This is a genomic window from Pseudomonas mandelii, from assembly GCF_900106065.1.
In the GTDB taxonomy this organism is placed as follows: Bacteria; Pseudomonadota; Gammaproteobacteria; order Pseudomonadales; family Pseudomonadaceae; genus Aquipseudomonas; species Aquipseudomonas mandelii.
The window spans coordinates 6,521,344-6,534,953 of the sequence record NZ_LT629796.1; the positions used below are offsets into that span (position 1 = coordinate 6,521,344).

General features: G+C 60.4%; 10 protein-coding genes. 1 reads left to right on the forward strand and 9 read right to left on the reverse strand.

Going from position 1 to position 13,610, the window contains the following annotated elements:
* Positions 1-56: 56 nt before the first annotated feature.
* The gene (locus BLU63_RS30195) at positions 57-1,028 is read right to left on the reverse strand and encodes an XdhC family protein (protein ID WP_083377005.1); all 972 of its coding nucleotides are present in this window, start codon (positions 1,026-1,028) and stop codon (positions 57-59) included.
* A 90-nt stretch (positions 1,029-1,118) separates the two neighbouring features.
* On the opposite strand from BLU63_RS30195, the gene BLU63_RS30200 reads away from it, so the two are divergent.
* The gene (locus tag BLU63_RS30200) at positions 1,119-1,904 is read left to right on the forward strand and encodes an alpha/beta fold hydrolase (RefSeq protein WP_083377006.1); all 786 of its coding nucleotides are present in this window, start codon (positions 1,119-1,121) and stop codon (positions 1,902-1,904) included.
* Here the strand turns inward: BLU63_RS30200 and BLU63_RS30205 are convergent.
* From BLU63_RS30205 to BLU63_RS30240, 8 genes are all read right to left on the reverse strand, one after another.
* Entirely contained in the window at positions 1,897-3,249 is a 1,353-nt protein-coding gene (locus tag BLU63_RS30205) for an MFS transporter (protein WP_083377007.1), read from the reverse strand. The two genes, BLU63_RS30200 and BLU63_RS30205, sit on opposite strands and share 8 nt — an antisense overlap.
* Before the next feature lie 181 nt (positions 3,250-3,430).
* A complete protein-coding gene (locus BLU63_RS30210; RefSeq protein WP_010459412.1) occupies positions 3,431-4,234 on the reverse strand; it encodes an enoyl-CoA hydratase/isomerase family protein in 804 nt (267 codons plus the stop codon).
* Between the two features lie 19 nt (positions 4,235-4,253).
* Positions 4,254-5,792 carry an AMP-binding protein gene (locus BLU63_RS30215; protein WP_083377008.1) on the reverse strand — a complete coding sequence of 513 codons (1,539 nt, stop codon included), beginning with the start codon at positions 5,790-5,792 and terminating at the stop codon, positions 4,254-4,256.
* Positions 5,792-6,298 carry a (2Fe-2S)-binding protein gene (locus BLU63_RS30220; protein ID WP_083377009.1) on the reverse strand — a complete coding sequence of 169 codons (507 nt, stop codon included), beginning with the start codon at positions 6,296-6,298 and terminating at the stop codon, positions 5,792-5,794. Before BLU63_RS30220 ends, BLU63_RS30215 begins: the two co-directional genes overlap by 1 nt.
* 2 nt (positions 6,299-6,300) lie before the next feature.
* Entirely contained in the window at positions 6,301-7,107 is an 807-nt protein-coding gene (locus BLU63_RS30225) for an FAD binding domain-containing protein (RefSeq protein ID WP_083377010.1), read from the reverse strand.
* The gene (locus tag BLU63_RS30230; RefSeq protein ID WP_010459403.1) at positions 7,104-10,103 is read right to left on the reverse strand and encodes a xanthine dehydrogenase family protein molybdopterin-binding subunit; all 3,000 of its coding nucleotides are present in this window, start codon (positions 10,101-10,103) and stop codon (positions 7,104-7,106) included. Before BLU63_RS30230 ends, BLU63_RS30225 begins: the two co-directional genes overlap by 4 nt.
* A 163-nt stretch (positions 10,104-10,266) precedes the next feature.
* Positions 10,267-12,477 (reverse strand): putative bifunctional diguanylate cyclase/phosphodiesterase, encoded by a 2,211-nt coding sequence (locus BLU63_RS30235; protein WP_083377011.1) that lies wholly within the window; start codon positions 12,475-12,477, stop codon positions 10,267-10,269.
* A gap of 155 nt (positions 12,478-12,632) precedes the next feature.
* Entirely contained in the window at positions 12,633-13,601 is a 969-nt protein-coding gene (locus BLU63_RS30240) for an oxidoreductase (protein ID WP_083377012.1), read from the reverse strand.
* Positions 13,602-13,610 lie beyond the last annotated feature (9 nt).

The following is a 13,610-nucleotide window of genomic DNA, read 5'->3' on the forward strand; positions in this document are numbered from 1 at the left end:
ATGACTGAGCGTCTACCTCGACTTTCGCAGCCCCCACGTTCGTCGGAAAAGCCGTTTTACAAGGCATGGCGCTCTTTCCCGTGATAAACGCGCAGGATATCGGCCACCACCGCCAGAGCGATTTCCGCCGGGGCCTTGCTGCCCAGATCGAGGCCGATGGGCATGTGTAAACGGGCGATCTGTTCATCCGTCAGACCACCGATGCGTTTCAGCCGCTCGGCACGCTTGGCCGACGTTGCCTGAGAGCCCATGGCGCCGATGTAAAACGCCGGGGTGTGCACCGCTTCCATCAGCGCCAGATCATCGATTCGCGGATCGTGAGTCAACGCCACCACCGCGGTCGCTGCGTGGCAACCTCGGGCGGCAATGAACATCGAGGGCAACACGCGTTGCATCTCCACGCCTTCGAGATGTACATGCAGCATCTCTTCCCGGGGGTCGCAGGCGATGACTTCGCAGCCGATGGCGCGGGCAAAACTGGCGCAAAATTCGGCGACCGGCGAGAGCCCCGCCAGAATCAGTCGTAACGCCGGGCCAACGCTGATACGCACCTTTTCGTCGACGACTTGCACCCGCTCGCTGCCGTGTCCGATGTCCGGGTCCAGGCGCAAGGCACCACTGCTCAGGTCGACGTGACGCAGCAGACGACGCTGACCCAGCAGCGCTGCTTGCAGACTCTCCAGGTGGGCGATCCATTCGAGACTGGCAGCGCGGTGCTCGACCAGCACGATCAGCACGCCGCCACAGGGCAATCGTAGACGGTGGCGTTGCTCGACGCTGTCGCCATAACTGACGATCTGCGCCGGTTCGCGTAATTCACCGCGCGTCAGGCTTTCGAGAAACTCCTCCTCGACGCAGCCACCCGACAGCGAGCCGACGTGTTCGCCTGTGCCATTGGTCACCAGCATCGCACCCGGCGCACGCGGCGCCGAGCCATAGGTGGAGAGCACTGTGCACAGCCACTGGGCCTGCCCTTCGCGAGCCCATTGCAGTGCCTGGTCGATCACCTGAACATCGAGATGACGCATGTTTTCTGTACCTCAAGCAAAGCGTGGTGCTGCATGCAGGGTTACGTTTACGGTAACCTGCGAGCAACCTTGTTCAATCGTTGATTCAACATGTCGCCACAACAATTTCTGCAACTTGGGCCGCTGCGCCTGGAATATCGCCAAATTCCTGCGGCTGACCCATCGCGACCGACGCTTGTGCTGTTGCACGAAGGCCTCGGCAGCGCCGATCAATGGAAAGACTTCCCCCAGCGCCTAGCCCAGGCCAGCGGTTACGGTGTAGTCACTTACAGCCGTCAGGGTTATGGGCAATCGAGCCCGGTAACCCTGCCGCGTCCGCTGAACTACCTGAGCAGCGACGGCCCTCGGGAACTGCGGCAATTGCTTGATGCCTTGCAACTGCCGCAAGTGGTCTTGCTCGGTCACAGTGACGGCGCATCCATCGTCCTTGCCTATGCCGCCACCAACGATCCACGCGTGTTGGGCAGCATCGCACTGGCGCCTCACGTGATTGTCGAGGTCGAGAGCCTCGATGGCATTCGCCATACCACCGAGGCCTGGCATCAGGGCGAATTGCGCGAGCGCCTGGCACGCCATCATGGGACCAATGTCGACGGCGCTTTCCACGGCTGGAGCGACAGCTGGCTACACCCCGACTTTTCCCTGGACGATCTCGAAGCGCAGTTGGCTTGTATCGAAAGGCCGCTGCTGGTCATTCAGGGTCGCGACGACCACTACGCCACGCCCGAGCAACTGGTGGTCATCCAGCGACAGGTCGCTGGACCGTGCCGCTGTGTGCTGCTGGATAACTGTCGGCACTTTCCCCAGACCGAAGCGCCCGAGCGGACTTTGCAGCTGATCGGCGAATTCCTGGAGCACCTCCCCGCCGTTATTTGAATTTGCCTTGGGTTTCTGGAATCACCACGCTGCCGATCAGGTAGATCACCGACAGACCGACGGCGAACATCGCCAGCACCATGGGGATCTGCGCCGGGCTGCCGCTGACCAGGGACACAAAGGTCGGCATGGTTCCGCCGAGGGCGAAACCGATGTTCCAGGACAATCCGGTGCCGCTGGCTCGCAGCTCGGTGGCAAAGCGTTCGTTGAGAAAGATCAGAATCGGCGCGATGATCGCCCCGCCCATGAAGCCTATGCCCATGCAATACAGCGCAGTGCGGGTCAGCGAACCCGGGTCGGCTACCCCAAGGAACATCATCGGCAGGCCCACCAGGTTGATCACACCCAGCAGCATGAAGGTCTTCTTGCGACCGATCAGGTCACTCAGGTAACCGAAGGCCAGTGCTCCGACAATGGTTGCCACCGACCCATACATGAGTAGCTGCGAAGTCTGCGTATGAGGCACTTTGGCGACCACATTGAGCAATGTCGGCAGATACCCGCAGGCCAGGTAATACGTGGCACCGCCGCCGAATGTAATCAGCAGATTGACCAGCATCACGGCGCGGTACTCGCGACCGAACAGACGCTTGAGTGGCGACACGACCACTACCGCCGGCCCCTTGGTTTTGCGGGCTTGTTGCAGTTGCCGCCAGACCGGGCTTTCATCCAGGTAACGGAACATCACCAGTCCGAAAAATGTGCTGAGCAGGCCGCAGAAGAACATGAAGCGCCAGCCCCAGACGTCAAATTCCTCCCCGGGAAAGATCTCAGACAACACCAGATAAGTGAATGACGCCAACAGCGCGCCCATGCCGGCACCAGCGCCACCGATCAACCCGGACATCAAGCCGCGATAGCGCGGCGAGATGGATTCGGTGCCGATGGTGTGAGTGGAGGCAACGATGCCGCCCACGAAAATGCCCTGAATCACCCGCAAGACCAAAAACAGTATCGGGGCCAATATGCCGACCTGATGAATGGTCGGCAACGCGCCAAACAGTGCCGTTGAAATACCGACGCCGACCATCGACACCATCAACGCACGCTTGCGGCCGTGTTTGTCGGCATACGCGCCGAAGATCGCCGAGCCCAGCGGACGCACCAGCAACGCCACGGCGAACGAGGCATATACCGCGGCCAGCGACAATGTCGGGGTGTCCGAGGGGAAGAACAGGCGGCCGATAATCGGTGCCACATAAAGCAGAATGAACAGGTCAAACAAATCCAGCGCCCAGCCGAATGTCGAGGCAAATGCCGCGAGCAAGGCCTTGCCCGGTGGAATCTGTGGTGTATCGCTAGCGGCGCTGGAGGGTGATGCAGTTATTGTTGTTGTCGTAGTCATGGTTGCCTCACACAAACGGTGATCGAACGTTCTGCATCCCGGTGCACGGGTTGCGAGTAATCAGCAGGTCAGCGGTGAAAGCTTGATGTGCCCTTTCAGTTGCATTGAAGGGGCGGCAGGCCCTGCTCCGTAAGGCGTACGCTGTTACCAACATACTCCCGGGCCCGCTCGCCAGTACGATTTACTCGCCGATAAACACGGCCGTACGCTTGCTGTGAAACGCTTCAACGCCTTCCTTGAAGTCCTTGGAGCTACGCAGACGGCTATAGCAGTGACCTTCCATTTCGATCGCGACGGTCAGCGGCGCATCTTCGTTGTCGTTGATCAGTTTTTTCGCCGTGCGCTGAGCCAACGGCGAGAAGCGCCGCAGTTCATCGACCAACGCGTCGACGGTGCTTTCCAGTTCGGTATCCGGCACGACCTCGGTTGCGATACCCCAGGCGTAGGCCTGGTCGCCGGTGATGCGTTTGGCGCGCATTACCATGTGTTTGGTGCGGGTGATGCCGATGATTTTCTGCAGGCGCGCAGAGCCACCCGAGCCCGGGATCTGACCGAGGTTCTGCTCAGGCAAGGCGTAGCGAGTGGTTTGCGAAGCAATGCGGAAATCGCAGGCCAGGGACAGTTCGAAACCGACGCCGAAGGTGTAACCCCGGTTGGCCACGATCACCGGTTTTTCGCAACGTGCCGGTGCCGCGACGTTCCAGGCCAGTTTCGAAACGTGCTCTGGCGACGCTTCGAGGAAGCCCTTGATGTCGCCACCGCTGGAGAAGTGTTCGCCCACCGAGCGCAGCACGATGACGCGCACGCCTTTGTGTGCATCGAGGGCTTCGAAGACCTGGCGCAGTTCATCACGCTGCCCCATGGAAATGACGTTCAACGGTGCGCGGTTGAGGATGATGTCGGCGCGCTCGCGGGACACATCGACTTCAACCTGGAAGCCATCGAACTGAGTGTCGAGAAATTGCTGGATCGCTTGCTGTTGCATGAGAGTGTCCTCTGGATGATTAGCTGATGGCCTTCAAGGCCTGTTCCTGAAATTGAGCCAGCAGCACGCGCCGCAGCACCTTGCCCACTGGAGATTTGGGAATCTGATCGATGAACTGATAACGCCGTGGCCGCTTGAATTTGGCCAGGCCCGAAGCAATGCAATGGGCATCGAGGTCGCTTTCCGATACCTCGGCGCGCAGCTTGATAAACGCGGCAATGATCTTGCCCCACTGCTCGTCGGGCAGACCGACCACCACCACTTCTTCCACTGCTGGGTGCAGAGAGAGCATGTTTTCGATTTCTGCCGGGCTGACGTTTTCGCCGCCGGTGATGATCAAGTCATCGACACGACCGGTGACGAACAGATCGCCCTCCAGATCGAAGTAGCCGATGTCACCCGTGAAATACCATCCATCACGCAACGCCTTGGCGGTCGCTTCGGGGCGGTTCAGGTAGCCTTCGAACGCCTCGTCACTCGCCAGGTCGGCGATGATCTGGCCCTCCTCCAATGGGTTGACCTGTACGTCCACCGTTTCGGCATCGATCGGCACCACGCGCACGCGCTGGTTCATTGCACTGCGCCCTGACGAACCGGGTTTGCGGCTGGCTTGCTGGTCGATGGTGAAGGTGTAGATCTCCGAGCTGCCGTAATGATTGACGAACAATTGCGGCTGGAACGCCTGCTCGACGCGACGCATCAAACCGTCGCTCATCGGTGCACCGGCAAAGCCGATTTTCTCCACACTGGCTACACGCTCTCGGGCAAAGGCCGGGTGTTCGATGAGCATGTGGTAGAGCGTCGGCACCAGGTACAGGTTGCTGACCTTTTCCCGCTCGATGGCTTGCAGCGTGGCTTCCACGTCAAACTTCGGCACACAGACGAAATGTCCGTCGATCAGCGCCATGGACAACAACGAACGAACGCCCATGGTGTGGTAAAGCGGCATGACGCCCAGCGTGCACTCGCCCTGGCGGTAAAGGTTTTGCGCTACGTGGGCAACCGCCGCGGCGCGTTCGCTACGGTGCCGACGGGGCACGCCCTTGGGCTTGCTGGTGGTTCCGGAGGTGTACAGCAGCAGTGAAAAGTCTTCGGCGTCGGCACGCAAAATGATGCCGGAGGGGGTCTGCGAACACAGTTCCTCGAAACTCATGTCGGTGTTGGCGGCACGCAGACCGGTGGCGATCCGTGGCAGCCTTGTGGCGGCGCTGCAACCGGCCACGGCGGTCACGGTCGCGTCGTCGTAAGCCACTGCACGGATTTGCGCGTCTTCGATGCAGTAGCCCAGTTCCTCGGCAGTCGAACGCCAGTTCAACGGGGTCATGACGATGCCCGCAAACTGACAGGCCCAATGCAGGGTTGCCATCTGCCAGCGGTTTTGCATCACTACCAGCAGTCGGTCACCGCGTTGCAGCCCAAGGCATTGCAAGCCCCAGGCGGCGCTCTGGATATCGACGAACCAGTCTTCATAGGTTTTCTTCAACGCACCGTCACTGACCGCCACGGCATGCGGTCGGCGTTCAACGGCAGCGAGGAAACTGCGTCCGAGATCGAACATTATTGTTTTACCCCTTTGTTCGTTTGGCGCTGGGCAGCGACTTCAAGCACGGCCTGGACGATGCCGGTGTACCCCGTGCAGCGACATAGGTGCCCCGAAAGCATGTCGCGTACCTGGGTCTCGTCCGGGTTGGGTACCCGCTCGAGAAAATCCACGCAGGACATGAGAATGCCCGCAGTGCAAAAGCCGCACTGCAAGGCGTGATGACGGCGAAAGGCTTGTTGCAGGTCGCTCAGAGTGTCGTCGTCAGCCAGGGACTCGACGGTCTCGATTCGCCGCTCGTGCCCCTGTACCGCGAGCATCAGGCAGGAACGCATGGCGACTCCGTCCACCAGCACCGTGCAGGCACCGCAGACACCGTGTTCGCATCCGACATGGACACCGGTGGCACCGAGGTCGTGGCGCAGGAAGTCACAGAGTTGGGTCCGCGGTTCAGCCAGCGCTTCGCGGGCGCGGCCATTGAGTTCCAGGCGAATCGGAAAGGTTTGGTCGGCAGTTACACGCATATTCAGACTCCTTCGATCAGCTGATGACCCAGCTCGCGAATCAGTTGGCGGCGATAGGCAGCGCTGGCCTGCACATCGTCTTGTGCGTCGAGCGACCAGGCGGTTTGATTGAGCGCGTCCGGCAGCCCCGCACCGCGAGGCAGACTGCGACGTTGCGGACGGTCAGCGACCCCGCCGATGCCGAGTTCGACCTGGTCCGCGCCGATGGCCGCGGCCAGGGAGACAATTGCGAAGTCGCCGTGGCGCATGGCGATTTCGCGGAAGCGATAGGTGATGCCTTCACGTTTGAGCGGAAAACGCACCTCGACGACCAGTTCGTCTGCACGCTTGTCGGTGGTGAGAATGCCTTGGAAGAAGTCGGCAGCCTTGACGGTGCGCTTGCCTTTTTTCGACTCGAGAACGATCTCGCCGCCCAGCGTCACCAGGCACAGCGGCAACTCGGCGCTCGGGTCGGCATGAGCCACCGAACCGCAGACTGTGCCGCGATTACGCGTCTGGAAGTGACCGATCCAAGGCATTGCCAGCGCCAATAAAGGCACCTCGTCCATCAGGGTCGAACGCGCCAGCAACTGCGCCTGTCGTACCCCGGCACCTACCGCCAGACAATCCTTGCGCAGTTCGATATAGGCCAGGTCAGCCACATGATTGATATCGATCAGCAACTTGGGCTGAGCCAGGCGCATGTTCAGCACCGCCATCAGCGATTGGCCACCGGCGATGATGCGAGCTTCCTGGCCGTACTCGGCGAGCAACTCAACCACCTGACGACGGTTGTCAGCCCGAACGTAATCGAAAGCAGCCGGTTTCATTGCGCACCTCCCTTGCCAAACAGCGCGCCAAGCGAGGCCCGCAATCGCGCCCACCAGCCGGTGGAGATGGCTTGGCCGCTGACCCGTTGTGACAGGCGAGTAAATATTTGTCCGATGATCACTTTCGAGGCCCCTTGCAGCATTCGGCCGCCGACCGCGGCGACTTTGCCGCTGACCGCCACCTGGTATTGGTATTCCAGGCGTGTGTGGCCGTTTTCCAGTTCAACGAAACGCACCTTGGCCTGCCCCTGGGCCGACCCCATCGAGCTGCTGCCGGAACCGGACAGACGCAATGAATGCGGCGGGTCCAGATCACTCAGGGCAACCTTGGCCTCGAAGCGCGCGCGGATCATGCCGACGCCGACAGTGACGTCTGCGCGGTAACGGTTTTCGCCTTCAAGCACGAGGTCGTGACAACCGGGAATGATCGCAGCCAGCGTCTGCGGGTCGAGCAAGGTATCGAAGACCTGTTGCGGCGAAGCAGGAATCACCACAGAGTCGTTGGCCCGCAGTGCCGGTCCACCGGCAGGTACTGCGTCGAGGTTTTCATCGGGCTCCATACCGGCGGGCCGTGGCGGCTCGTCGATCCCGATCAGCGTGCGTACTTTCGATGGCGTCAGTGGCAGACGGATGTCCGAGCGGCCGAGGGCGTCGGCCACCGCGTTGGCGACGCACACCGGCGTGCTCATATTGTTGCCCTCGCCCACACCCTTGGCGCCCAGTGGGGTGAAGGGCGATGGCGTTTCCATGTGCAGGATCATCGGTTCGATCACTTCCGGTGCGGTCGGCACCAGATAATCAGCGAAGGTCCCGGAGAGGAAGCTGCCGTCCTCGCCATAGGCGAACTCTTCCATCAGCGCCGCGCCGAGGCCTTGGGTGAAGCCGCCACGAATCTGGCCATCGACCAGTGCCGGGTTGAGCAGGCGGCCGGCGTCATGGCAGGTGACGTAGCGATCGATGTGGATCTCGCCGGTCATGCGGTCGATTTCCAGACCGCAGATGTCGAAGACAAAGCCGTAGCACAGCGAGCTGTTGACCTGATCCTTGTCGTCCGGTGCCTCCAATTGCGGCGGGCTCCAGAAGGCGGTTTCACGCAGACCGCCGTTTTCCCCTTCCGGCAGCAGGCCCGGCGACCAGTGGGTCGCACCGGCAATCCGATGAAATGGCGCTACCGCCCCGCCATTGACCACGAATATCTTGCCGCCGGCGAAACGAATATCTTCGGGACTGGCCTGCAATTGCTCGGCGGCAATCGCGGCGAGGCGATCGCGGATCTTCAGCGCGGCTTTGTAAACGGCACCGGCCACAGCGCCGGCGAAGCGGCTGGAATAGTTGCCCGAGGCAATCGACCAGGCGTCCTTCTGGGTGTCCAGCTCGACGTTGACCACGATGGATTCCAGCGCAACCCCAAGCACTTCGGCGACGACTTGAGCGACGGTGGTTTGATGGCCCTGCCCTTGCGGTGCCGAGGACACATGCACACTGACGTCACCCAACGGGCCGACGTTGATGGTTGCGGTGGCGACAGCGCCGTTTTTCGGACCGGCCTTGCGCCGCTCTTCGGGTGTCATCGCAGTGGTGATGTAACCCATGTTGGAAATCGACGGTTCGATGACAGCGGCATAACCAATGCCATAGATCCGGCCTTCGGCACGCGCCTGATCACGACGTTTGAGCAACTCGTCGAGACCGCCATCAGCCGCCGCCAAGGCAATGCCAGCCTGGTAGTTGCCGGAATCGAGCAACGCACCGGCAGCCGCGCGATAAGGGAAGGCATCGGCCGGCACCAGGTTGCGGCGGATCACATCCAACGGATCAAGCTTCAACTGCACGGCGATGTGTTGCAGCAACCGTTCAAGGGCGAAATACACCTGTGGGCCACCGAAACCACGGTTCAGGCCGGAAGGGGTTTTGTTGGTCAGCACCACTCGGTTGCGCACTTGCAAATTGCGGATCGCGTAGGCACCCGTCAGGTTGCCGTGCATGCGGTAAAAAGTCGCCGGTTCGGGCGCTCTCAGGTAGGCGCCACAATCGTCGATCTGGTCATAACGCAACGCGGTGATGCGGCCATCGGCTTCTACCGCCGCTTCAATTTCGGTCACCCGATTGGTCGCCGAAGAAGCCCCCTGAAGATGTTCCAGACGGTCCTCGACCCACTTCACCGGTGCACCGACCTTGCGTGACGCCAGGCCCATCATCACCACGTAAGGGAAAACCCCTTGCTTGATGCCAAAGCTGCCGCCGGAATCTTTCGGTGTGCGTAAACGCAAGCGGTTACCGGGCACGTTCAGTGCCCTGGCCATGACCGTGTGCAACGCATAAGGGCCCTGAAAATTGGCCAGCACGTCATAAATGCCGGTGGCGCGCTCGTACTGAGCCAGCACCACATAGCATTCAATGGGTGTGCAGGAACTGCGCGGAAACTTCACTTTGAGCGAGACCTTGTGCGGCGCCTGCTCGAAGGCCTGCTCCGGCTCGCCATAACGAAAGTGCCGCTCATTGACCACGTTGCTGCCGACTGCTTCGTGCAGGACCGGCGCCTGTTCGGCAGTGGCCAGTTCAGGATCGATGATCGGTGGCAGCGGCTCGTATTCAACGCGCACCCCTTCGATGGCGTCCTCGGCCAGATAGCGGCTCTCGGCGATCACCACGGCCACCGGCTCCCCGACGTAACGCACCTTGTCGACGGCGACGCACCAGTGCTCCATCGGCTGACGCACACCCACCGGGAACGGCAGCGCCCAGCGTTTGACGTCTTCGCCGACCAGCACGCCATGCACGCCTTTCATCAGCAGCGCACGGGAAAAGTCCACCGAGGTGATACGTGCATGAGCGTGGGGTGAGCGGATGATCGCCGCGTGTAGCGTTCCCGGAGGGATCGCAGCGTCATCGGCATAGCAGCCGAGGCCGCGCAACAATGCGGCGTCCTCGACACGGGTCTGACGGGCGCCGATGTGGCTGGTCGGGCTTTCGGTAGCAGGCTGGAAAGTAGTCATTTTTTTCGCGGCTCTTGTTGTTGTGCAGCGCGATAGCGTTAGAGCCGAGTGTGTGAGAAAGGCGCGGGGAGCGCCTTGCCTGAGGAGAGGGAGTTCTGCGCTGGAGTCTGAAAATTTGCCTTAGCGTCTGATTTTCAGGACTGAGACCCGACATAATGGCCGGTCAGGGATGGGACGCGGGATGGCTCAGGAAAGCTTCGATTTCTGCACAAGGCATCGGTTTGGCGAAGTAATACCCCTGAAAAATATCGCAACGACTGCCCTTCAGGAAATCCACCTGGGACGCCGTTTCCACGCCCTCGGCGACCACCGTCAGACTGAGGTGATGGGCCATGGAAATAATGCCTTGGGTGATCGCTGCATCGTGAGGGTCGGTAGCGATTTCCTGAATGAACGAGCGGTCAATCTTGATCTTGTCGATGGGCAAACGCTTGAGATAGCTGAGGCTGGAAAAACCGGTGCCGAAATCATCGAGCGCAATGCGCACCCCCAGCGCCTTGAGCCGGTGCAACGTGTCGATTGCCTGTTCCGCGTTATGCAACAGCAGCGACTCGGTGATCTCCAGCTCCAACTGCTCACCACGCAGACCATGTTTCTCCAGGGTGGCCTGGACACACTGGACGAACTGGCCACGCTGAAAATGCATCGGCGAAATATTCACGGCCATTGAGATGCTCGTAATGCCCTGCTCGCCTAGCTGGCGCAGTTGCGCGCAGGCCGTATCGAGTACCCAAAGGCTTAGCGGGATGATCTGACCACTGTCCTCTGCCACCGGCACAAACACCGCGGGGGAGATAAATCCTTTTTCCGGATGCTCCCAGCGCAGCAACGCTTCGATCCCGACCACCCGACCCGTGCGCGCTTCTATCTGCGGTTGATAATGCAGCTTGAGCGACTGGGTCTCGATAGCCTTTTGCAGGTCATTGCGCAGGCTCGCGTGCTCGCAAACGCGCTGATTTAGATCGCTGGTGTACCACTGAAAGTTGTTGCGCCCTTGCTGCTTGGCTTTGTACATGGCCATGTCAGCCTGCTGAATCAGCTGCATCGGCTGCTCGATGTGACCATCGTTCAGGGTGATGCCGACACTTGCGCTCAGGTGCAGGTCAATGCCCTGGATGCAGTAGGGCCTGGCAATGCTGGCCATCAATCGCTCGGCTACCGGTACAACGTCCTCATCACGAAGCAAGTCCGGCAGCAGAACGATAAATTCATCACCGCCCATGCGCACGATGGTATCGCCGGGACGAATCTGCTGGGTCATACGCTGCGCCACCTCAATCAGCACCTGATCGCCGAAGTAGTGTCCGATCGAATCGTTGATGGATTTGAATCCATCCAGATCAATGCACATCACCGCCAGACGACGCTTGCGCCGACGACTGATGTGACAATCCAGAACAAGCCGTTCTTCAAGCGAAACACGGTTGAGCAAGCCGGTCAGCCGGTCATGGCTGGCGTTGAAGCTCAACTGGCGCTCGTAATGCTTCTGCTCGCTGATGTCCCGGGCAATGCCGAATACCCCGACGATTTCTCCGTTGACCATGATCGGCAGGTTAGAGATGTCCATGGTCAGCAGATTGTCACTCTCGTCGAGAACCCGTGCCTCGAAGCGCTGAGGTTCTCCGGCGCGGGCTGCGGAAAAATGCTGACTGACCCGCTCCAGGTCCTCTTCGAGTACCAGATGGGAAAAGTGATGACCAATGAAATCGGTTGCGGTGTACGGTTTCAGCTTCAGGCCTGCTGCGTTCACACTTTGGATATTGCCGAACAGATCGAGGGAGAACACGGGGTGGGGGTTGTAGGTGAACAATGAACGAAAACGTTGTTCGCTTTCCTCCAGTCGTTGGCCATCACGCTCATGACGAATCGCAATGACTGCCAGTTGGGCCGCGCGGTCCAGTCGTTGAATCTGCGCCTCGTCCGGCGCATGGACGCGGTTCTGGTACAGGGCAAATGTACCCAACACGCGTCCCTGATGGGAGAGCAAAGGCACCGACCAGCAGGAACGCAGGTTATGCCCCAGCGCCAGGCTGCGGAAACGCTCCCAGTTGGGGTCCCGGGCGATGTCTTCGGTGACTACAAGCTCGCGCCGGAACGCAGCGGTGCCGCAGGTTCCTTCCTGTGGACCAATGGCCATTCCATGAATCGCGTCACTGTATTCGACCGGAAGGCTGGGCGCCGCGCCGCTCAGCAAGCGTTTGCCCTCGGCATCAGTGAGCAGTATCGAACAGAAGGTTTCGGGGGCCTGTGCGTCGTGCATCTGGCAGATGGCGCAGAGTATGTCGCCCAGATGATGATCGGTCGCGATCATACCGAGAATGTCACGTTGCGATTCGGGGAGTGTCTTGCTGCGAAAACCAGGACGAGTATTCATGGTGGTTCCTGAAGACTCTCGAGGTCGTCCGGTCTTCAGAGAGCCAGAAATAGTAGGCGGCCGATCACTGTCCACTAGTGCGTCGGACGCGCACTCTATAGAGCACCGACGCACTAAAAAAAGACTCAGATCCAACATAAAAAACAGTATCAGATTTATGAAACTGTCATCTCTGTCCATTGCTCCGATGCGGCCCAAAGACGCTCGGCATACTCAAGATCGACTGCCCATCTGGCCACGCCCTTGCGTCCCGTCTCCGATTCGTTGATAGAGGCGATATTGCAATCTTCGCAGTAAACACCGCCCAAGGTTGCAAGCGTGGCGCTGGTCGCACACCACAAGCCGGTTGCAGCGCCCTGTTCCAGTGTCTTGAGTCCGATCTCCGGGTTCAGGCGCTGCCGACCGTGCTCATCCAGCACGTCGAATGCGGCTATTTCGGCGCTGCTCAGATGGCGTCCGAGGCTGGTCAGGACTTGCCCCGGGTGCAGCGAGAATGCCCGCACGCCGCGATGACGTCCGCGTTTGTCGAGCGCCAACGCAAACAGTGCGTTGGCGGTTTTCGACTGACCGTACGCCACCCACTTGTCGTATGGCCGGCGCAAAAAATCGATGTCGTCAAAATCCACCCCGGCGATCTGATGCCCTCGTGACGAGACCGAAACCACGCGCGCCGCGCCCGCGGCAATCAGTGCCGGCCACAGCCCGCAAGTCAGGCGGTAATGACCGAGATGGTTCGTAGCGAACTGACTTTCGTGCCCATCGCCGTCTCGCGTCAGTGGCGAGGCCATGACCCCGGCGCAGTTGATCAGCAGCGAGATCGGACGGCCACTGTTGAGCATGCGTCGGCTGAAGGCTTCAACCGATGCGGGTTGCATCAAGTCCATCTCCAGTACTTCGACCCGCTTGACCTCTGCCAGGGCGGCCAGGGCCCGGACCGGATCTCGGGCGGGAACGATAACGTGTGCGCCCGCCGCGGTTAGGCATTTCGTGGTGACCAGTCCGATTCCCGAATAACCGCCGGTGACGATCGCAATTTTGCCGGTCAGGTCAACACCTGCCATGACCTCGGCGGCGGTACTGGCGGCATTGAAGTCGGAGTGAATAGGGTTTTGAAGCGTCGGCATGAGAAATCT